We start from the raw sequence: 19,134 nt of genomic DNA on the forward strand, positions 1-19,134 counted from the left end.
GGCTCAAAGGCGGAAGAACACGTCCGCCCGGCCCCGTATGCGGCTTAGACTTCCGCCGTGTTCTCGGAGACGCGCTACGCGCTGAACGGGGACTTGCGCGTCGCCTATCGTGCGTCGAGTGAGGGTCCTCGCGACTTCGTGAGCGTCCCGAACTGGTTCACTTGCTGCGAAATCGTGCCGGAGCTACCGTCCATGCAGGGGTGGGTCGAAGCGATCACGTCGTTGGGTCGGCTCATTTTCTTCGACCAGCCGGGAACGGGAGCCTCCGATCCTGTCACGGCGGGCGCCATGCCGAGCTTGGAGCAATGGGCCGACAGCATCAGTGCGGTTCTCGACGATCTCGGCAGTAGTGAGGCGGTCCTCCTCGCGGTCGGAATCGGGTTCGCGCCTGCGGCGCTGTTCGCCGCGACGCGTCCGTCGCGCACCACCGCACTGGTCGTGCTCGGCGGCTACGCAGATGCAGGCGACACCCTACTGGGGCAAGACGAATCCCAAGCTTCGATGGCCCACTTCTGGGGCAGCGGGAAGCTTCAACATCTGATGAATCCGGACATGCCGTGGAACGAGGAGATCCGGGCTACGTGGGCTCGAATGGAACGTCTGGCAGCCAGCCCTGCAGACCGTGACCTCATGATGCCGCTCATGACGGAACTGGATGTGCGGGCGGTCCTTCCGACAATCCGCGTGCCAACGTTGGTACTCCACAATGCCGAGAACGCGCTCATTCCGCCCGCGAAGGGCAGATACATCGCCGAGCACATACCTGACGCGAAATACGTTGAGGTGCCAGGCCGCAACTGGTACCACCAAGTTGAACCGGGATGGCGTGCTTCCTTCCAGGAGATCGCGGAGTTCCTCACGGGACACCAGGCCGAGGTCTCCGATGATCGGGTTCTCGCCACCGTCCTGTTCACCGACATCGTGGACTCGACGCGCCGCGCCGCCGAGATCGGCGACCGGGACTGGCACGCATTGCTCGATGCGCACGACGCCGTCGTCCGGGCACAACTCAATCGTTTCCGAGGCCGCGAGGTCAACACATCGGGCGACGGGTTCCTGGCAATGTTCGACGGCCCTCAGCGCGCAATCCGCTGCGCCATGGCGATCCGCGACGCGGTGCAGGCCATCGGCATCGAGGTGCGCGCCGGGTTGCACACCGGCGAGTGCGAGGTTCGTGGCGAGAACATCGGCGGGATCGCCGTGCACATCGGCGCGCGCGTAAGCGCGCTGGCACGGGCCAATGAGGTTCTGGTATCCAGCACGCTGCGCGACCTGGTGATCGGGTCAGGGCTTGAATTCGAGGTCCGCGGCGCTCACGAACTCAAAGGTGTGCCCGGCAAGTGGTATCTCTTCGCCGTCGCACCGTAAGCGGAGGCGTCAGCCGTCGGACAGCAGCACGTCCGCGTCAAAGCAGGTGTGCGCGCCGGTGTGACAGGCTGCTCCGACCTGATCGACCTCGAGCAACACCGTGTCGCCGTCGCAGTCCAGGCGGACCGAGTGCACGTACTGCGTGTGCCCCGACGTCAGGCCCTTGACCCACTGCTCACCGCGGGACCGCGAAAAGTAGGTTGCCTCACGGGTTTCCAGGGTGCGGGCCAGCGCGTCGTCATCCATCCAGGCGACCATCAGCACCTGACCGGTGGACCGCTCCTGCGCCACGGCGCTGAACAGCCCGTCGGCGTTGCGCTTCAGGCGTTTGGCGATGTCGGGATCGAGACTCATCGTGCACCTCGGCTCTTCGCGCAAGCGCTCATCGGACCGTGATCCCTTCCGCCGCCATCGCTGCCTTGACCTGGCCGATGGTCATCTCCCCGAAGTGGAAGACACTGGCGGCCAGCACCGCATCCGCGCCCGCCTGCACGGCAGGAGCGAAATCGGCCACCGCACCGGCGCCGCCGCTGGCGATCACCGGGACATGCACCGCGGCGCGGACCGCGCGCAGCATCGGCAGGTCGAAGCCGGCCTTCGTGCCGTCGCGGTCCATCGAATTCAGCAGGATCTCGCCGACCCCGAGCTCGGCGCCCCGCGCGGCCCACTCGATCGCGTCGATTCCGGTGCCTCGACGCCCACCGTGGGTCGTCACTTCCCACCCCGAAGCGGTGGGCTGCTCGCCGGCAGGCACGGTGCGCGCGTCGACGCTGAGCACGATGCACTGCGAACCGAACTGGCGGGCCATCTCGGCCAGCAGCTCGGGCCGCGCGATCGCGGCGGTGTTCACCGAAACCTTGTCGGCGCCGGCGCGAAGCAGCACGTCGACATCCTCGACCGCGCGCACGCCGCCGCCGACGGTCAGTGGGATGAACACCTGCTCGGCGGTGCGCTTGACCACCTCGAGCATGGTGGCCCGGCCCGACGAGGACGCGGTGACGTCGAGGAAGGTCAGCTCATCGGCGCCCTCGGCGTCATAGACGGCCGCCAATTCGACGGGATCGCCCGCGTCGCGCAGGTTCTCGAAGTTGACGCCCTTGACCACCCGGCCGGCGTCCACGTCGAGGCACGGGATGACCCTCGTCGCGACATCACTGATGGTGCTCACAGGTAGTCCTCCGGATTGCCAGCGGATTTCACGATTTCCAGCATGCGTTCGTGCACGCCGGGCGCGGCGGCCAGCGCCGACTTCGACTCGGCCGTCCACGGATCGCCTGCCAGGTCGGTCACGATGCCGCCGGCAGCCCGGACCAGCGCGACCCCGGCGGCGTGATCCCAGATGTGGTGTCCGAAACTGATGGCCCCGCCCAGGATTCCGGCCGCGACATAGGCCAGGTCCACCCCGGTGGCGCCGTGCATCCGAACCCGCGAGCACACCCGGCTGAGGTTGGACAGCACCTCGACCCGGTAGCGGCCGGGGAACCGGCCGCGAGAGTCGATGTTGAAGGTCTGGATACCGACGATCGAATCGGTCAGCGTCGGCGAACCCAGCGGTGGCAGCGCGGTGCCGTTGTCCCGCACCGGTCCTCCCGCGAGCGCCGAGTAGCGCTGGCCGGTGAACGGCAGCCAGGTCAGCCCTGCCACCGGCTCGCCGTCGGCCAGCAGCCCGAGCAGAATGGCCGCCATCGGAGAGCCTGCCGCGTAGTTGAACGTGCCGTCGATCGGGTCGAGCACCCACACCAGCGGGGAATCGATGGGCTCACCGCCGAATTCCTCGCCATGGACCCCGATCCCGGTGGCCTCGGTCAGCGCCCGCACCACCTGCCGCTCGATCGCGAGATCGACCTCGGTGGCGAAGTCGTTGCCCTGCTTGCTCACCGCGGAATCGGCACGATGGCCGGCGATGAACGGCACCGATGCCGCATCAAGGATCTCGGTCGCCGCGTCTACCAGCGCGGCCAACTTCGACGGGTCCAGGGCAGCCACCCCGCTTATCCGCTGACCGCGGCCAGGGCCTGCGGCAAGGTGAATCGTTCGGCGTAGAGCGCCTTCCCGACGATCGCTCCTTCGACACCGTGGCCGGTGAGGGTCGCGATCGCCCGGAGGTCGTCAAGGCTGGACACGCCGCCCGAGGCGATCACGGGAGCCTCGGTGCGGTCGGCGACAGACGCCAGCAGTTCCAGGTTGGGGCCGGTCAGGGTGCCGTCCTTGGTGACGTCGGTGACGACGTAGCGCGAGCACCCTTCGCGGTCAAGGCGATCCAGTACCTCCCACAGGTCACCGCCGTCGGTTTCCCAGCCGCGACCGCGCAGTCGCCAGCTGTCGTTCTCGAACTGCACGTCCAGCCCGACGGCCACCCGATCGCCGTACTCGGCGATGGCGCGGCGGCACCACTCGGGGCTCTCCAGCGCCGCGGTACCGATGTTCACCCGCGCGCAGCCGGTGTCCATGGCGGCTTTCAGCGAGTCGTCATCGCGGATGCCGCCGGACAGTTCGACTTTCACGTCGAGCTTGCCGACCAGATCGGCCAGCAGCTCGCGGTTGCTGCCGCGACCGAAGGCCGCGTCCAGGTCCACCAGGTGGATCCACTCGGCGCCGTCACGCTGCCAGGCCTCGGCGGCCTCCAGTGCCGAACCGTAGTCGGTCTCACTGCCTGCCTTGCCCTGCACGAGACGCACCGCTTTGCCGTCCACCACGTCGACAGCCGGCAACAGAATCAAACTCACAGTCCCTCAACCCAATTCGCGAGAAGCGTCGCACCGGCGTCGCCGCTCTTCTCCGGATGAAATTGCGTGGCCGACAGCGCGCCGTCTTCGACGGCGGCGATGAACGGCACGTGATGCGTCGCCCAGGTCACCAGTGCGTCCGGATTACCGGACCACTCCTGCGCGGCGTAAGAGTGCACGAAATAAAAGCGCGTCGTGGCGTCGAGTCCCTTGAACAAGGTGCTGCCGGCTGCGGCGTCGACGACGTTCCAGCCCATGTGCGGAATCACCGGGGCGTCCAGTCGGGTCACCGAGCCGGGCCACTGCCCGCAACCGGTGGACTCCGTGCCGAACTCCACCCCGCGGGCGAACAGAATCTGCATACCCACGCAGACACCCAGCACCGGACGACCATGCTGCAGGCGGTCGGCGATGATCTTCTCGCCGCCGATCGCCCGGAGCCCGGTCATGCAGGCTTCAAATGCACCGACACCGGGCACCACTAGGCCGTCAGCTGCCGCGGCTGCGCCCGGATCGGCGGTGACCTCGACGTCGGCACCGACGCGCTCCAGCGCGCGCTGAGCCGAGCGCAGATTGCCCGATCCGTAATCGAGAACGACGACTTTCTTTGTCACAGAGTGCCCTTGGTCGACGGGACGCCGGTGACCCGGGCGTCGTATTCGACGGCCTGTCGCAGCGCGCGGGCCACCGCCTTGTACTGCGCCTCGGTGATGTGGTGCGGGTCGCGACCGTAGAGCGTGCGGACGTGCAGCGCGATGCGGGCGTTGAACGCCAGCGACTCGAACACGTGCCGGTTGATGACGGTGTGGTACGGCGCGCTGGAGCCGGCGATGGTGAATTCCACCATGAACTCCGGCTCTCCGGTGTGCACGAAGTACGGCCGGCCGGACACGTCGACCGCGGCATGCGCCAGCGACTCGTCCATCGGGATGAACGCATCACCGAACCGGCGGATGCCCTTCTTGTCGCCCAGCGCCTGACCGAGCGCCTGACCCAGCACGATCGCGGTGTCCTCGATCGTGTGGTGTCCCTCGATCTCGATGTCGCCCTTGGCGTGCACCGTGAGGTCGAAGCTGGCGTGGGTGCCCAGCGCGGTCAGCATGTGGTCGAAGAACGGGACACCGGTGTCGATGTCGACGACACCGGTGCCGTCGAGGTCGATCTCGACGACGATGTCGGATTCCCTGGTTTTACGTTCGACCTTCGCGCGACGGGTCACGATGCTCCTACCGGGCTGTTGGCTGGCTGAAGTTCTGTGGCGGCCAGATCGGCGCTGGCGGCCAGGAATGCGTCGTTCTCCTCGGCCAGACCGATCGTGGTGCGCAGAAATCCGGGGATGCCGACGTCGCGGATCAGGATTCCCTTGTCCAGGTAGCGCTGCCACGTCGCGGGTGCATCGGCGAAGTCACCGAACAACACGAAGTTCGCGTCGCTGGGGATCACGCGGTAGCCGAGGCGGGTCAGTTCGGCGCTCACCCGGTCACGTTCGGCGGCCAGCGTCGCAACGCTGCCCAGGGTGTCGTCGGCGTGCCGCAGAGCCGCGCACGCGGCGGCCTGGGTGAGCACGGACAGGTGATACGGCAGGCGCACGAGCAGCAGCGCATCGATCACCGCGGGCGCGGCGGCCAGGTAGCCGAGCCGGCCGCCGGCGAACGCGAACGCCTTGCTCATCGTGCGGGTGACGATCAGCTTGGCCGGGAACTCGTCGATCAGGGTGACCGCGCTGGGCTGCGAGGAGAACTCCCCGTAGGCCTCGTCGACGATCAAGATGCCGCCAGGCATGGCCTGCAGCAGCCGGCGCAGGTCCTCGATCGAGACGCTTTGGCCCGACGGATTGTTCGGGCTCGCCACGAACACCACATCAGGTGCGCGCTCCTTGACCGCGGCCACGGCTACATCTACGTCAAGCCCGAAGTCCGCGGAGCGCGCGGCTTGCAGCCACTCGGTCTGCGTGCCGTCGGAGATGATCGGGTGCATCGAGTACGACGGCACGAAACCGATCGCGGTGCGTCCCGGCCCGCCGAAGGCCTGCAGCAACTGCTGCAGGATCTCGTTGGAACCGTTTGCCGCCCACAGGTTGTCGACGGTGAGCTGCACACCGGTGGCCGCGGTGAGATAGGCCGCCAGATCGGTACGCAGCGCCACCGCGTCACGGTCGGGATAGCGGTGCAGTTCGGCGGCGGCGTCGCGGACCGAAGCGGCGACGTCGTCGATCAGGGCCTGAGTGGGCGGATGGGGGTTCTCATTGGTGTTGAGCCGCACCGGCACCACCAATTGCGGCGCACCGTATGGCGATTTCCCGCGCAGGTTCTCGCGCAGCGGCAGATCGGCCAGCGTCACATCCCGTGCGCTCACCGTTCGAACCTCCGTCGTACCGCCTCGCCGTGCGAGGGCAGATTTTCCGCCTTGGACAGGGTGATCACATGTCCGGAGACGTCCTTGAGTGCGGCCTCGTCGTATTCGACAACGTGGATGCCACGCAGGAACGTCTGCACGGACAGACCGCTGGAATGCCGCGCGCAGCCCGCCGTGGGCAGCACGTGGTTGGAGCCCGCGCAGTAGTCGCCGAGGCTGACCGGAGACCAGGCGCCCACGAAAATAGCTCCGGCAGAACGGATCCGGCCGGCCACCGCGGGTGCGTCCTCGGTCTGGATCTCCAAGTGCTCGGCGGCATAGGCGTTGACCACACGCACCCCTGCTTCGACGTCGTCTACGAGCACGATCGCGGACTGCTTGCCCGAGAGTGCCGCCCTGACCCGGTCGACGTGCACGGTGGTGGCCAGCTGGCGGGTGAGCTCGCGATCGGTGGCCTCGGCGAGCGCCTCGCTGTCGGTGACCAGCACGCTGGCGGCCATCTCGTCGTGCTCGGCCTGACTGATCAGATCCGCGGCGACGTGCACCGGATCGGCGGTGTAGTCGGCCAGGATGGCGATCTCCGTCGGGCCGGCCTCGGCATCGATGCCCACCTGCGAACGGCAGATCCGCTTGGCCGCGGTCACGTAGATGTTGCCGGGGCCGGTGATCATGTCGACCGGGGCGAGCTCGGCACCGTCGGTGTCGGTTCCGCCATAGGCGAGCAGCGCCACCGCTTGAGCACCGCCGACGGCCCACACCTCGTCGACACCGAGCAGCGCCGCGGCGGCCAGGATGGTCGGGTGCGGCAGGCCGTCGAAGTCGGCCTGCGGCGGGCTGGCGATCACCAGCGAATCGACGCCTGCGGTCTGTGCCGGCACCACATTCATCACGACGCTCGACGGGTAGACCGCGTTGCCGCCGGGAACGTACAGCCCGACGCGCTCGACCGGTACCCAGCGTTCGGTGACGGTGGCACCCGGCGCCAGGGTCGTGGTGGTGTCGGTACGGCGCTGATCGGCATGCACCGTGCGGGCCCGGTCGATCGCGACCTGCAGAGCGGCGCGGACGTCGGGGTCGAGGGCGGCCAGGGCCTCGGCCAGCCGTGCCGCAGGCACCCGGACGCTGTCCGGGCGGATGCCGTCGAAGGTATGCCCATAATCCAGTGCGGCCGTCGCGCCGTGCTCGGCGACGGCCTCGACGATCGGGCGGACCTTGGGCACCACTGCGTCCACATCGACTCCGCCGCGGGGCAGCGCCGAGCGCAACTGCGCGGCGTTCAGCACACGGTTGCGCAGGTCGATACGGGACATCTGAAATTCGGCCATCGCTTCAATTGTCCCTGATCAGTCCAGTTGATAAAAATCCGTCACCCCCTGGCCCCGCCACCGCGCGCCGTAGGGTGGTTCCAGCCTGCCGAATGGAGCCTCAGATGTCCGCGAAAGACCACCCGAACAATGCCCCCGGCGTACCGATGCTGGTGCCGCCCGCGCTGGAGCGGTTCCAGATCAAATACATCAACCCGCTGGTGAAACCATTTTCCAAGCGCTTGCCGGGGTTCACCGTGATCAAGCATCGAGGCCGCACCTCCGGTACGCCGTACGAGACGATCGTCACCAGCTACCGCAAGGGCAATGTGTTCGCGGTGACGCTCCTGCACGGCAAGACCAACTGGGTGAAGAACGTGATCGCGGCGGGCGGGGCCGACGTGCACCTGTTCCGCGACGACATCAAGATCACCAATCCGCGGGTGCTGCCTGCGGGCACCGACGATCCGTCGCTCCCCCGGATCCCGCGGAATGCCGCCCGCCGGATGGGCGTCTTCGTCGCAGATATCGTTTGACACGGGCGCCAGACTGCATACATGACCTGGCAGATCTGGCTCGCGTTTCTCGGCGCGTCGATCGCCATCAGTCTGTCCCCCGGAGCCGGGGCGATCCAGTCGATGGCGACCGGCCTGACCCACGGTGTCCGCCGTGGGTCATGGAGCGTGCTCGGACTCCAGATCGGGCTGCTCGCGCAACTGGTCCTGGTCGCCGTGGGCCTGGGAGCCGTCGTCGCCAAGTCGATGCTGGCCTTCCACATCGTGAAATGGATCGGTGTGGCGTATCTGATCTACCTGGCGGTCCAGCAATGGCGCAGCGCCTCGCAGGACCTGCGCGCCCGGATGGGCGGGGCCGGCGAGCGGGGCCGGCTGTCGCTGGTCATGCGCGGATTCCTGGTGAACACCACCAACCCGAAGGGTTTGGTGTTCCTGGTGGCGGTGCTGCCGCAGTTCGTGGTGCCCACCGCGCCGTTGCTGCCGCAGTATCTGGCGATCGGGGCGACGATGGTCGCCGTCGACGTGGTCGTGATGAGCCTCTACACCGGACTGGCGGCGCGGTTGCTCAACTGGCTGCAGACGCCGCGGCAGCAGACCATGCTCGGCCGGGTGTTCTCCGGGCTGTTCGCCACCGCCGCCGTGGTGCTCTCGCTGGTGCGTCGAGGCGCGACTGCCTAGCTTCCCGTCAATTCCTCCAACGCACCCTTGATGATCGGCCCCGCCTGCTCCATCGCGGCGCGCAACGGACCCGCTGCATCGTGTGGCAGCACATCGCGGGACCAGACGAAACGGCAGCGTTGCGGGCCTTCGGCGACCACCTGCATCACGGCATTGTCGTGCTCGGGCCGTAAGGCATCACCGATCAGCGAGTAGGCGATGCGGCGGGTTTGATCGTCGCGGCTGACCATGTGCTCACGGGCGACGAAACCGTCGGCGAACGTCACGACCCGAACATCACCGTCGGCTTCGGAGGACGTCACGAAGCCCGGAGCCATGCGCACCGGACCGTCCGCCCAGTCACCTATCACCTGCCACACGAGGGTGCTGTCGGCTGCAATATCGAGCTCAATCTGGATCGATGCCATGCCAATCAGTCTGATCGCGGGCTGACCTGGTGTCTTGAACATTCTTGCGGGCCGTGGATGTCGGCCCCCGCGACTAGCGTCGGTGAGGTGCTGACCGCCCAGACACTGATCGCGCGGCCGGATTTCAGCGTCGCCACCTGGAGTTGCACCGGCGAGCACGCCGAGTGGTCCGAGCCCGAGTGCCCGGTCGACGGACGGTTCGTCCTGGTTCGCTCGGGCAGTTTTCGCCGGCGCGGGTCAGGCGAGGCGGTGGAACACGACGCGACGCTCGGCTACCTCGGTGGACCGGGAGAGGCTGAGCATTTCGCCCATCCGCACGGCGGCGATTCGTGTACGTCGCTGCAGCTCAGCGCCGAACGCTGGTGGCAACTCGCCGGCGAGCCTAAGCGGATCGGAACCGCCGCAGTCTACGTGGACGCCCGTCTCGAACTCGCGCATCGGCGGTTGCTGGCCAGCAGTCATGCCGATCCCGATTACCAACTGGCAGAGGACCTGGTGCGGCTGGTCGGCTCCGCGTTGCGGGCGGCCGCACAACGGCCGATACCGGCCGCATCACCGGCCCGGCGGTCCCAGCGGCGGTTGGTAACCCAAGCCCGCGATGCGATCAGGCAGGCCGACGATGCTGCCGTGGGGCTGTTTCCCCTCGCTGCCGCGCTCGGGGTTTCCCCGTACCGGTTGAGCCGCTCGTTCAGCAACGAACTCGGGGTATCTGTGACGCGGTATCGCAATCGGGTCAGGGTCGGACGGGCGCTCAACCATCTCCACACGGGTGAATCGACGATGGCCGACGTCGCGGCCGCGCTGGGGTTCGCCGACCAGGCTCACTTCTGTCGCACGATGCGTGCACACACCGGGTGGACACCGACCGCGACCCGGCGTGAATTACGCCGCGTCGGTGTGGGTTAGGTGTCCAGACCGATGTCGAGCGCCCGCACCGAATGCGTGAGCCCCCCGATCGCGAGGTAGTCGACCCCGGTGCCTGCATAGTCTGCCGCGCTGTCCAGCGTCAGGCCGCCCGACGATTCCAGCAGCGTTTTGGGTGAGTGCTTGTCCCGGCGTTGCACCGCGATCTGGGTCTGCCAGACCGGGAAGTTGTCCAGCAACACCAGCTCCACGTCGGCCGCGAGCACATCGTCGAGTTGTTCGAGTGAATCCACCTCGACCTCACACGGCAGATCCGGCGCCTCCCCGCGGACCGCCTTGAGCGCGGCCAGTACCGACCCGGCCGCGGCGACGTGGTTGTCCTTGATCAGTGCGGCGTCGCCCAGCCCCATCCGGTGGTTGACCCCGCCGCCGACTCGCACGGCGTACTTCTGCAGGGCCCGCAGGCCCGGCAGTGTCTTGCGCGTGTCGCGGATCTTGGCGTGGGTACCTTCGACCGCGTCGACCCAGGCCGCCGTCGCGGTGGCGATCCCCGACAGGTGGCACATCAGGTTCAGCATGGTGCGTTCGGCAGTGAGCAGCCCGCGGGTCGGCGCCTCGACGGTCAGGATCGACGAACGGGCGTCCAATCGCGCACCGTCCTCGACCCGGTCGAGCACCCGGTAGCCGTCGGCGCCGAGCACCTCGTCGAGCACCAGCAGCGCGATGTCGACACCTGCGGCCACGCCCGGCTCCCGGTTGACCACCGAGGCGGTGGTCATGGCGTCGGCGCCGACCGTGGCGAGCGTCGTGATGTCCGGGCCGTAGCGCAGGTCTTCTTCGAGTGCCCGCGCGATCGTCGCCCGCGCTTCGGCCAGCTCGATATCCGAAAGTGCCATCAGCACACCGCCGTTGCGGTATCGAGTGCAGGACGGCCGGCTACGGCACGAATCGTCACGGAATGCTCCTGGGCTGGGTCGGTTTCGGGGTGATCGCCACGATGGTGGCAGCCACGGCTCTCGGTGCGCGCCAAGGCCGCGGCGGCAATCGCACGGGCGGTGACGGTCAGCGCGGCGTCCTCGAAGCTCTGCCGGTTGCCGGGTTGTACCGACCGGGCATCGGCCAGAACGGCATCCAGCCGGCCCAGCCCCTCGGCGTCGCGGACCACTGACGCGTGCTCGGACATGGCGCGCTGCAAGACATCTCGGTTGACGGAATCATGGCGGCGGTCCTGTGGCGCCTGCGCACGCACCGATCCCGCCGCGCTCGCGTGCTCGGCGGCGAGGCGCCCGGCCCGTCCGCCGACGACGAGTCCCTCCAGCAGGCTGTTGGAAGCCAACCGGTTGGCCCCGTGCATCCCGGTTCGGGCCACTTCCCCGGCCGCGAAGAGCCCCGGAAGTTCGGTGCGCCCGTGCACGTCGGTGACCACGCCACCACAGCTGTAATGGGCGCCGGGCACCACCGGAATGGGTCGACGGGTCGGGTCGACACCGGCCTCCGCACATGCCGCCGCCACCGTGGGAAATCGGTCGGCGAATCGGTCGATGCCCCGGGCATCGAGATACACGCACGGGTCGCCGGTGGCGCTCAACCTCGCGTTGATGGCAGCGGCGACCACGTCCCGCGGGGCCAGATCGCCCATCGGGTGAACGCCTTCGGTCACCGAATTACCTTGCGAGTCAACGAGTATGGCACCTTCGCCACGCAGCGCTTCAGTGATGAGAGGACGCCGGCCGCCACCGTTCTCGGCGTACAGCATGGTCGGGTGGAACTGGACGAACTCGATGTCGCGGACCGGGACGCCGGCCCAGAGCGCCAGCGCTATGCCATCGCCGGTCGACCCACTGGGATTGGTGGTGGCCGCGTACACGTGGCCGAGACCTCCGGTGGCCAGGACGACCGACGGTGCATGGATGATGCCCGGGCCGTCCTCGTTGCGCACCAGCACCCCGGTCACCGTGGTGTCGTCCCGCAGGACTTGCAGTGCCACATGGTCGCGGCGGATGTCGAGGTTGGCCGCCGCCGAATCGAGGGCTCGCTGCACCTCGGCCCCGGTGGCATCGCCGCCGGCGTGAATGATGCGGCGCCGGGTGTGTCCGCCCTCGCGGGTCAGCGCCCAGCGCCCGGGAGCGGTCTCGTCGAACTGTGCACCGTCGGCCACCAGATCGGCGACGGCGCCGTAGCCGGCCGCGACGATGGAGCGCACCGCGTCCGGATCGCACAGACCGCCTCCGGCGGCGACCGTGTCGGCGACGTGCGCCTCGACCGAATCCTCGGTATCCGGCAGGACGACCGCGATGCCACCCTGGGCGTAGAACGTCGCCGTCTCACGGGCCTTGCTCAGCACCACCACCCGTCGACCGCGGCGATGCGCGGCCAGGGCCGCCACCAGGCCCGCGACGCCGGTGCCGACCACGACGACGTCAGCGCGCTGCTGCCACAGCGTCGAACTGCCGCATGCGAAGCGGCTCGATCCCCGGGCGCTGCCCGTCGGGGTCATTCGCCGCCGCCGGGCTGACCGATCGCAATCATCCGCTGCACGCTGGCACGACCCAGACGGGCGGTCTCGGGATCGACATGCACCTCGTCGGCGCCCTCGATCAGGCAGCGCAGCAGCGCGGCCGGAGTGATCATCTTCATGTAGGTGCACGACGCGCGGTCGTTGACCGCCAGGAAGTCGACTTCGGGTGCAGCCCTGCGCAACTGGTGCAGCATGCCGACCTCGGTCGCGACCAGCACCTGCCGGGCCCGGGTCTCGCGGGCCGCGTCGAGCATGCCTCCGGTGGACAGGATCTTCACCCGCTCCTCGGGTACGGCACCCTCACCCGCCAGGTAGAGCGCCGAGGTGGCACATCCGCATTCGGGGTGCACGAACAGCTCGGCGTCCGGGTGCGACCGAGCCTGGTCGGCCAGCTCGTCACCGTTGATCCCGGCGTGCACGTGGCATTCGCCGGCCCAGACGTGCAGGTTCTTGCGGCCGGTGACGCGCCGGACGTGCGCACCGAGGAACTGGTCCGGGCAGAACAACACCTCGCGATCCTCCGGAATCGAGGCAACGACCTCGACCGCATTCGACGACGTGCAGCAGATGTCGGTCAGCGCCTTCACCGCGGCGGTGGTGTTGACGTAGGAGACGACGACCGCACCGGGGTGCTCGTCCTTCCAGGCCTGAAGTTCCTCGGCGGTGATCGAGTCGGCCAGCGAGCAGCCCGCCCTCTGATCCGGGATCAGCACCGTCTTGTCCGGGCTCAGGATCTTGGCCGTCTCGGCCATGAAGTGCACGCCGCAGAACACGATGGTGTCCTCGGGAGCCTCGGCGGCGATGCGCGAGAGCGCCAGAGAGTCGCCGACGTGGTCAGCGACATCCTGAATGGCCGGCAGCTGGTAGTTGTGCGCCAGCAGCGTCGCGCCGCGCAGGTCGACCAGACGACGAATCTCGGCGGCCCACTGCTCGTCGCCGTCAATGCCGGAATAGCCACCGGGGCCATCGACGATCTGATCTGCCAAGCCCCCCGCGAGGGTGCCATTGAGAGCGGTCACGCCGACCTCCTCCACTAGGTCAGGTTTTCGACTTATAATCGAAAACATGCCACATGGTAACACCGCGCACGAAGTGCTCGCCGTCGTGTTCCAGGTTCGCGGTCTCGACACCCGCCAGCCCAACCTCAACGTTCTGCTGTGGCAGCGGGCGCTGGACCCTGAGCGGGGCAAATGGTCATTGCCGGGCGGCAGGCTCGAGGACGACGAGGATCTGATCAGCTCCGTGCGACGACAGCTGGCCGACAAGGTCGACCTGCGCGAACTCGCTCATCTTGAGCAATTGGCAGTGTTCTCGGACCCGCACCGGGTGCCCGGCGTGCGGACCATCGCATCCACCTTCCTTGGCCTGGTGCCCTCCCCGGCCACCCCGGCCCTGCCACCGGACACCCGGTGGCATCCGGTCAGCGACCTGCCCCCGATGGCCTTCGACCATGCACCGATGGTCGAGCACGCGCGCAATCGGCTGGTGGCCAAGATGTCGTACACGAACATCGGATTCGCGTTGGCGCCAAAAGAATTCGCGCTGTCCTCGCTGCGCGACATCTACAGCGCCGCGCTCGATTATCAAGTCGACGCCACGAACCTGCAGCGGGTGCTGGAACGTCGCAAGGTCATCACCCGCACCGGCACCACCGCCCGATCCGGCCGGAGCGGAGGTCGCCCCGCGGCCCTCTACCGCTTCACCGACTCGCGGTACCGCGTCACCGACGAATTCGCCGCTCTGCGCCCACCCGGGTGAGTCGACTGGATTCTTAGACCCTTCTTAAGTAAGAATGCCCGGATGGACTTGGGCAGTGCGGCCACCGTCTCGGCAGCCGAATGGATCGGTCGAGCACCTCACGAGGACCTCGACCCGGCCGTTCGGCCAGTACTCCCCCAGAAAGACGCGTTCTACGTACCGCCCGCAGGGTTCCAGCACGCCGAACCGGGCACCGTCCTGCGCAGCCGCGACGTCGAGCTGGCATTTCTGGGCCTCATCCCGCAGCGCCTGCAGGCCACACAGCTGCTGTACCGCTCCACTGACCGCAACGGCAACCCCGAAGCGGCCGCCACCACTGTCATCGTCCCGGCCGACGCCGCACCGGACTGCCCGGTGGTGTCGTACCAGTGCGCGATCGACGCCATCTCCGCCCGCTGCTTCCCGTCGTACGCGCTGCGCCACCACGCCAAGGCCACCGGCTCCCTGGCTCAGCTGGAGTTCCTGCTGATCTCGGCCGCCCTCGCCGAAGGCTGGGCGGTCTCGGTTCCCGACCACGAGGGCGTCAACGGCATGTGGGGTGCGCCCTACGAGCCCGGCTACCGCGTGCTCGACGGCTTGCGGGCCGCGATCAACGCCGAGCACCTGTCTTTGTCGCCAACCGCGCGCATCGGACTGTGGGGATACTCCGGCGGCGGCCTGGCGAGCGCCTGGGCGGCCGAGATGGCCGGCAGCTACGCGCCCGAGCTCAACATCGTCGGCGCCGTCCTCGGCTCCCCCGTCGGCGATCTGGGTAACACCTTCCGCCGACTGAACGGCACCGTGTTCTCCGGCCTGCCTGCACTCGTGGTGGCCGCCCTCGCCGACATCTACCCCAACCTCAACCGGGTCATCGCCGAGCACGCCACGACCGAAGGACGCAAGATCCTCGACCGGCTGCACCGGATGACCACCGTGGAGGCCATCGTGCGCATGTTCCGCACGGACATGGCCGACCTCGTGGACATGCCGCTGGAGGAAATCCTCGACGGACCCGAAGTCAGTGAGGTGTTCCACGACACCAAACTCGGTGTGGCCGTGCCGGTTCCGCCCGTGCTGATCGTCCAGGCCGTGCACGACGAGATCATCTCGGTCGACGACATCGACGAGCTCGCCGACACCTATCTGGCCGGCGGCGCCGACGTGACCTACCACCGTGATCTGTTCAGCGAACACCTGCTGCTGCACCCGTTCTCGGCGCCGATGGCGCTGCGCTGGCTGACGGACCGCTTCGCCGACCGTCCGCTGACCGCCAACCTGGTGCGCTCCAAGTGGCCGACGCTGCTCAACCCCATCACCTATATGGGCATGGCGCGCCTGGCCGGTATCGCCACCAAGGTCGCACTGGGCCGGACAGTCCGGCGACGCCCGCTCTGACCCGTCCCACGCTGGCACAATGGGGGTAGATGCGTTATATCCGTCAGCCCCCGACGGTGGCCCTGCGCGACAGCGTCGACCACCTGTGGTGCCTTGCGGACGGGCCCAGGTACCCGGCTGAGCGCATCCTGCCGACAGGCACCACCGAACTCGTCATCAATCTCGGTGCTGATGCCGTCTCCATAACCAACCAGCAAGGTTCACAACGATTTTCCGGGACCGTTGTCTCCGGTCCCTACTCCCGGCCGTTCGATATCGACGCACGCGAGCACACCGCGATGGTGGGCGTGCATTTCAAGCCGGGCGGAGTCCGCGCCGCCCTCGGAGTATCACCGCACGAACTGCTCGGCACCCACGTCGGTCTCGACACGTTGTGGAACGGCGCGGCTGCCGACCTCCGGACCGAGATCTGCCAGGCGGAGTCGGTCAGGAAACGCTTCGCCATCGTGGAGTTCGCATTGCTCGCCCGTTCCCGCGGCGGCCGCGGGCTGACCCGCGAAGTCGCCTTCGCGGTGCACGTACTCAGCCTCGACCACCGCCCACCGTCGATCGAATCACTGGCGCGCGCAATTGGTTTCAGCCACCGCAGGCTGATCCAGCTGTTCACCACCCAGGTCGGGATGCCGCCAAAACGGTTCGCCCGCCTGCAGCGGTTCCGACACGCGCACGACGCCGTCGCCACGGCCCTGTCACCGCCGCATTGGCCCACATTTGCCGTCGAGCACGGATACGCCGACCAGTCACACATGATCAGGGAGTTCCAGGAGTTCTCCGGGATGACGCCCGGCCAGCAACTGTGCCGAAGCCGGTACGTCGCGAAAGACGACCACATCGCACTCGAACGGTAGGTCAATTTTCTTCAATACATCCGCCGCGAAGTTCCGCAGACTGCAGTCATGTCTGGACACACCTTCCGTACCGGCGCGATCCGCTACCAGGTCACCGACGTCGAGCGCGCAGTCGCCTTTTACACCGAACACCTGGGGTTCGATGTCGCCATCCGCGGCGGACCCGCATTCGCGTCCGTCGTCAACGGCAACCTCACCGTGTTCTTGAGCGGGCCCGGCAGTTCAGGCGCACGTCAACTACCCGACGGCACCCCGCAGACGCCCGGCGGCTACAACCGGTTTGTGCTCGAGGTCGACGACCTCGACGCGGCCATCACCGAGCTGCGGGAAGCCGATGTCACGTTCCGCAATTCGGTGGAGACGGGTCCTGGCGGCCGGCAGATCCAGATCACCGACCCCGACGGCAACCCCATCGAGCTTTTCGAAGCTGTAGCCGTCAAACGCTCGGCGGACTGACCACAGGCGGAATCACCGGATAGGTCGGGGTCTCCACAGGAGGCCATGCCCCCAGGTCGTCACGCACGGTCGAGACCGCGATCAACGCGTAGACCATCGCCGCCGCGGCCGCAGGAAACAGGATCGTCCCGGCGATCTGCAGCGGCGTGTGCCCGAAAAAGACCGACGCGGCCTCCACCACATAGTGGACGCGGTGTTCGGGCGTGACCGGCGCGCCTGCGATGTCGAGCGAGCCAAACCGCCAATGGGCAAGCGCCGCACCGACACCGGCAGCCACCGCCGTGGCCACCGAGCACCCCACAGCCAACGCGGCGACCATGACCGGCCCACGATGCGGGGTCCACTGCCACACTGCCACCGCAGCCACGACCGCCATGACGACGAGCAATCCGACGAACATGAATGCCGACGTGAAGAAGTGGTCGGACTCGCCCCCCAGGTAGGCGTGCACCCGCTCACCGCCACGGGTCAGCGCCACCACGCCGTGAACGCCGGGCGCAACGAAAGCCCACAGGGCTCCGAGAACGGCACCGCCAACCGCCAGCGCCGCGATCACGATCGCTACTGCCCGCTCACGCGAAACCCGTGGCGCACCGGGGACATTGGCGGGAGCCGGGCCGGCCGAGACCATCTGCTCTTCGCCCGAGAGGCTCATCGGTGCCTTCTGCTCTTCGCCCGAGAGGCTCATCGCCGCGTATCCAGGTCCGTCGAATCCACCTGCCCATGCCGCGAGCACTTGGCCCACCACCCGGTCGGCCGCACCTGGACGATCATCCGGCGGCCACACTCGGCGCAGTACCGCGGCGGCTCGAGGCCGAGCTGGGCCGCGGTAGGAACCACCTTTGCATCCGCCGCGTCAGCCTGGACCCCGGTATAGACGTTGTATAGGCCGGCGCCGACGGGTGCGGGCAGAGCCGGCGTTTCCTCGATCATCACCACCTAAGTTCTACAGGCTGGCGTTGAGAGCCTTGATCGGCATCTGCAAATCGTCCAGCAATTCCAGATCCGACTCGGCCGGGCGACCCAACGTGGTCAGGTAGTTGCCGACGATGACGGCATTGATGCCGCCCAGGATGCCCTGCTTGGCGCCGAGGTCGCCCAGGGTGATCTCGCGGCCACCCGCGAAGCGCAGCATGGTGCGCGGCAGCGCCAGCCGGAACGCGGCCACCGCCTTGAGCGCCTCAGACGCCGGCAGCACCTCGAGATCGCCGAACGGCGTGCCCGGCCGCGGGTTGAGGAAGTTCAGTGGCACCTCGTGCGGGTTCAGCTCGGCCAGGTTGGCGGCGAACTCGGCACGCTGCTCCAGCGTCTCCCCCATGCCAAGGATGCCGCCGCAGCAGACCTCCATACCGGCCTCACGCACCATCTCCAGGGTGCCCCAGCGCTCTTCCCACGAGTGCGTGGTGACCACGTTCGGGAAGAACGACTGCGCGGTCTCCAGGTTGTGGTTGTAGCGGTGCACGCCCATGTCCTTGAGGCGGTCCACCTGCTCCTGGGTCAGCATGCCCAGCGAGCAGGCGATCTGGATGTCGACCTCGTTGCGGATCGCCTCGATACCGGCAGCCACCTGGGCCAGCAGCCGCTCGTCGGGGCCGCGCACCGCGGCGACGATGCAGAACTCGGTGGCGCCGGTCTTGGCGGTCTGCTTGGCCGCCTCGACCAGGCTCGGGATGTCCAGCCAGGCACTGCGGACCGGGGAGGCGAACAGACCCGACTGCGAACAGAAGTGGCAGTCCTCCGGGCAGCCGCCGGTCTTGAGGCTGATGATGCCCTCGACCTCGACCTCGGGGCCACACCACTTCATGCGGACCTCGTGGGCCAGCGCCAGCAGCTCCTCGAGCTTGTCGTCGGGCAGCTGCAGCACCTGCAGCGTCTGATCCTGGTCGAGGCCGACGCCACGCTCCAGAACCTGCTCGCGAGCTACGCCCAATACATCTACGGCTGCCTGCGTCACCGAAAGTCC

The 19,134-nt window shown here is 67.9% G+C and carries 23 protein-coding genes; 8 read left to right on the top strand and 15 right to left on the bottom strand.

The features are described from left to right. The first annotated feature begins 57 nt into the window (after nt 1-57). Nucleotides 58-1,368 carry an adenylate/guanylate cyclase domain-containing protein gene (locus G6N57_RS21945; protein ID WP_077739394.1) on the top strand — a complete coding sequence of 437 codons (1,311 nt, stop codon included), beginning with the start codon at nt 58-60 and terminating at the stop codon, nt 1,366-1,368. A gap of 9 nt (nt 1,369-1,377) precedes the next feature. Here the strand turns inward: G6N57_RS21945 and hisI are convergent, their stop codons facing one another. The 8 genes from hisI to hisD are packed head-to-tail and all read right to left on the bottom strand — an operon-like array spanning nt 1,378 to nt 7,774. Then, on the bottom strand, nt 1,378-1,722 hold the full coding sequence (gene hisI, locus G6N57_RS21950) for a phosphoribosyl-AMP cyclohydrolase (RefSeq protein WP_077739393.1): 345 nt from the start codon (nt 1,720-1,722) through the stop codon (nt 1,378-1,380). A gap of 28 nt (nt 1,723-1,750) precedes the next feature. Then, complete coding sequence (hisF, locus tag G6N57_RS21955; protein ID WP_077739392.1) at nt 1,751-2,536, bottom strand: imidazole glycerol phosphate synthase subunit HisF; 786 nt, start codon at nt 2,534-2,536, stop codon at nt 1,751-1,753. Further along, nucleotides 2,533-3,354 (bottom strand): inositol monophosphatase family protein, encoded by an 822-nt coding sequence (locus G6N57_RS21960; protein ID WP_407665946.1) that lies wholly within the window; start codon nt 3,352-3,354, stop codon nt 2,533-2,535. The genes hisF and G6N57_RS21960 overlap by 4 nt, the downstream gene beginning before the upstream one ends. Nucleotides 3,355-3,359: 5 nt before the next feature. After that, a complete protein-coding gene (gene priA / locus G6N57_RS21965; protein WP_065511550.1) occupies nt 3,360-4,094 on the bottom strand; it encodes a bifunctional 1-(5-phosphoribosyl)-5-((5-phosphoribosylamino)methylideneamino)imidazole-4-carboxamide isomerase/phosphoribosylanthranilate isomerase PriA in 735 nt (244 codons plus the stop codon). Further along, nucleotides 4,091-4,708 carry an imidazole glycerol phosphate synthase subunit HisH gene (hisH, locus tag G6N57_RS21970; protein WP_077739390.1) on the bottom strand — a complete coding sequence of 206 codons (618 nt, stop codon included), beginning with the start codon at nt 4,706-4,708 and terminating at the stop codon, nt 4,091-4,093. The genes priA and hisH overlap by 4 nt, the downstream gene beginning before the upstream one ends. Then, the gene (gene hisB / locus G6N57_RS21975; protein WP_077739389.1) at nt 4,705-5,313 is read right to left on the bottom strand and encodes an imidazoleglycerol-phosphate dehydratase HisB; all 609 of its coding nucleotides are present in this window, start codon (nt 5,311-5,313) and stop codon (nt 4,705-4,707) included. Before hisB ends, hisH begins: the two co-directional genes overlap by 4 nt. Continuing rightward, nucleotides 5,310-6,449: a histidinol-phosphate transaminase gene (locus G6N57_RS21980; RefSeq protein WP_077739388.1), complete on the bottom strand. Its 1,140-nt coding sequence runs from the start codon at nt 6,447-6,449 to the stop codon at nt 5,310-5,312. Before G6N57_RS21980 ends, hisB begins: the two co-directional genes overlap by 4 nt. Further along, nucleotides 6,446-7,774, bottom strand: a complete 1,329-nt coding sequence (hisD, locus tag G6N57_RS21985; RefSeq protein WP_077739387.1) for a histidinol dehydrogenase — start codon at nt 7,772-7,774, stop codon at nt 6,446-6,448. The genes G6N57_RS21980 and hisD overlap by 4 nt, the downstream gene beginning before the upstream one ends. A 104-nt stretch (nt 7,775-7,878) precedes the next feature. On the opposite strand from hisD, the gene G6N57_RS21990 reads away from it, so the two are divergent. Beyond that, nucleotides 7,879-8,289, top strand: coding sequence for a nitroreductase family deazaflavin-dependent oxidoreductase (locus tag G6N57_RS21990; RefSeq protein ID WP_075920409.1), 411 nt, complete (start codon nt 7,879-7,881; stop codon nt 8,287-8,289). 21 nt (nt 8,290-8,310) lie between these two features. Next, on the top strand, nt 8,311-8,946 hold the full coding sequence (gene rhtB / locus G6N57_RS21995; RefSeq protein WP_065461365.1) for a homoserine/homoserine lactone efflux protein: 636 nt from the start codon (nt 8,311-8,313) through the stop codon (nt 8,944-8,946). Here rhtB and G6N57_RS22000 read toward each other — a convergent pair. Further along, nucleotides 8,943-9,353, bottom strand: a complete 411-nt coding sequence (locus tag G6N57_RS22000) for an SRPBCC family protein (protein ID WP_097926150.1) — start codon at nt 9,351-9,353, stop codon at nt 8,943-8,945. The two genes, rhtB and G6N57_RS22000, sit on opposite strands and share 4 nt — an antisense overlap. Nucleotides 9,354-9,440: 87 nt before the next feature. On the opposite strand from G6N57_RS22000, the gene G6N57_RS22005 reads away from it, so the two are divergent. Further along, complete coding sequence (locus G6N57_RS22005) at nt 9,441-10,259, top strand: helix-turn-helix domain-containing protein (protein WP_234815725.1); 819 nt, start codon at nt 9,441-9,443, stop codon at nt 10,257-10,259. Here G6N57_RS22005 and nadC read toward each other — a convergent pair. Genes nadC through nadA form a run of 3 tightly spaced genes read right to left on the bottom strand, consistent with a single transcriptional unit; the run spans nt 10,256 to nt 13,754 of the window. Continuing rightward, nucleotides 10,256-11,113 (bottom strand): carboxylating nicotinate-nucleotide diphosphorylase, encoded by an 858-nt coding sequence (gene nadC / locus G6N57_RS22010; RefSeq protein WP_077741739.1) that lies wholly within the window; start codon nt 11,111-11,113, stop codon nt 10,256-10,258. The genes G6N57_RS22005 and nadC overlap by 4 nt on opposite strands. Then, on the bottom strand, nt 11,113-12,714 hold the full coding sequence (locus G6N57_RS22015) for an L-aspartate oxidase (protein WP_097926149.1): 1,602 nt from the start codon (nt 12,712-12,714) through the stop codon (nt 11,113-11,115). Before G6N57_RS22015 ends, nadC begins: the two co-directional genes overlap by 1 nt. After that, entirely contained in the window at nt 12,711-13,754 is a 1,044-nt protein-coding gene (gene nadA / locus G6N57_RS22020) for a quinolinate synthase NadA (RefSeq protein WP_036446194.1), read from the bottom strand. Before nadA ends, G6N57_RS22015 begins: the two co-directional genes overlap by 4 nt. 46 nt (nt 13,755-13,800) lie before the next feature. On the opposite strand from nadA, the gene G6N57_RS22025 reads away from it, so the two are divergent. From G6N57_RS22025 to G6N57_RS22040, 4 genes are read left to right on the top strand one after another with little or no spacing between them, the layout of a single operon-like run. Next, on the top strand, nt 13,801-14,493 hold the full coding sequence (locus tag G6N57_RS22025) for an NUDIX hydrolase (protein ID WP_077739383.1): 693 nt from the start codon (nt 13,801-13,803) through the stop codon (nt 14,491-14,493). A gap of 42 nt (nt 14,494-14,535) precedes the next feature. After that, a complete protein-coding gene (locus G6N57_RS22030) occupies nt 14,536-15,867 on the top strand; it encodes a lipase family protein (RefSeq protein WP_077739382.1) in 1,332 nt (443 codons plus the stop codon). Between the two features lie 29 nt (nt 15,868-15,896). Then, nucleotides 15,897-16,715, top strand: coding sequence for a DUF6597 domain-containing transcriptional factor (locus G6N57_RS22035; RefSeq protein ID WP_077739381.1), 819 nt, complete (start codon nt 15,897-15,899; stop codon nt 16,713-16,715). A gap of 48 nt (nt 16,716-16,763) precedes the next feature. Further along, nucleotides 16,764-17,171 (top strand): VOC family protein, encoded by a 408-nt coding sequence (locus tag G6N57_RS22040; protein WP_077739380.1) that lies wholly within the window; start codon nt 16,764-16,766, stop codon nt 17,169-17,171. Here the strand turns inward: G6N57_RS22040 and G6N57_RS22045 are convergent. Genes G6N57_RS22045 through bioB form a run of 3 tightly spaced genes read right to left on the bottom strand, consistent with a single transcriptional unit; the run spans nt 17,152 to nt 19,125 of the window. Then, nucleotides 17,152-17,802, bottom strand: coding sequence for a DUF2567 domain-containing protein (locus G6N57_RS22045; protein WP_162563974.1), 651 nt, complete (start codon nt 17,800-17,802; stop codon nt 17,152-17,154). The genes G6N57_RS22040 and G6N57_RS22045 overlap by 20 nt on opposite strands. A 53-nt stretch (nt 17,803-17,855) precedes the next feature. Then, nucleotides 17,856-18,104: a biotin synthase auxiliary protein BsaP gene (gene bsaP / locus G6N57_RS22050; RefSeq protein WP_077741738.1), complete on the bottom strand. Its 249-nt coding sequence runs from the start codon at nt 18,102-18,104 to the stop codon at nt 17,856-17,858. Nucleotides 18,105-18,117: 13 nt separating this feature from the next. Next, nucleotides 18,118-19,125, bottom strand: a complete 1,008-nt coding sequence (bioB, locus tag G6N57_RS22055) for a biotin synthase BioB (protein ID WP_036387546.1) — start codon at nt 19,123-19,125, stop codon at nt 18,118-18,120. Between the last annotated feature and the right edge of the window lie 9 nt (nt 19,126-19,134).

The organism is Mycolicibacterium boenickei (assembly GCF_010731295.1).
Classification (GTDB): Bacteria; Actinomycetota; Actinomycetes; order Mycobacteriales; family Mycobacteriaceae; genus Mycobacterium; species Mycobacterium boenickei.

Excerpts from the sequence above, each read along its gene's own strand:
- G6N57_RS22015 (WP_097926149.1), bottom strand. The coding sequence starts at position 12,714 with ATGACCCCGACGGGCAGCGCCCGGGGATCGAGCCGCTTCGCATGCGGC.
- hisI (WP_077739393.1), bottom strand. The coding sequence starts at position 1,722 with ATGAGTCTCGATCCCGACATCGCCAAACGCCTGAAGCGCAACGCCGAC.
- G6N57_RS22045 (WP_162563974.1), bottom strand. The coding sequence starts at position 17,802 with ATGGTCTCGGCCGGCCCGGCTCCCGCCAATGTCCCCGGTGCGCCACGG.
- G6N57_RS22035 (WP_077739381.1), top strand. The coding sequence starts at position 15,897 with ATGCGTTATATCCGTCAGCCCCCGACGGTGGCCCTGCGCGACAGCGTC.
- G6N57_RS22000 (WP_097926150.1), bottom strand. The coding sequence starts at position 9,353 with ATGGCATCGATCCAGATTGAGCTCGATATTGCAGCCGACAGCACCCTC.
- G6N57_RS22030 (WP_077739382.1), top strand. The coding sequence starts at position 14,536 with ATGGACTTGGGCAGTGCGGCCACCGTCTCGGCAGCCGAATGGATCGGT.
- G6N57_RS21990 (WP_075920409.1), top strand. The coding sequence starts at position 7,879 with ATGTCCGCGAAAGACCACCCGAACAATGCCCCCGGCGTACCGATGCTG.
- bsaP (WP_077741738.1), bottom strand. The coding sequence starts at position 18,104 with ATGATCGAGGAAACGCCGGCTCTGCCCGCACCCGTCGGCGCCGGCCTA.
- G6N57_RS22040 (WP_077739380.1), top strand. The coding sequence starts at position 16,764 with ATGTCTGGACACACCTTCCGTACCGGCGCGATCCGCTACCAGGTCACC.
- hisD (WP_077739387.1), bottom strand. The coding sequence starts at position 7,774 with ATGGCCGAATTTCAGATGTCCCGTATCGACCTGCGCAACCGTGTGCTG.
- nadC (WP_077741739.1), bottom strand. The coding sequence starts at position 11,113 with ATGGCACTTTCGGATATCGAGCTGGCCGAAGCGCGGGCGACGATCGCG.
- G6N57_RS22025 (WP_077739383.1), top strand. The coding sequence starts at position 13,801 with ATGCCACATGGTAACACCGCGCACGAAGTGCTCGCCGTCGTGTTCCAG.
- rhtB (WP_065461365.1), top strand. The coding sequence starts at position 8,311 with ATGACCTGGCAGATCTGGCTCGCGTTTCTCGGCGCGTCGATCGCCATC.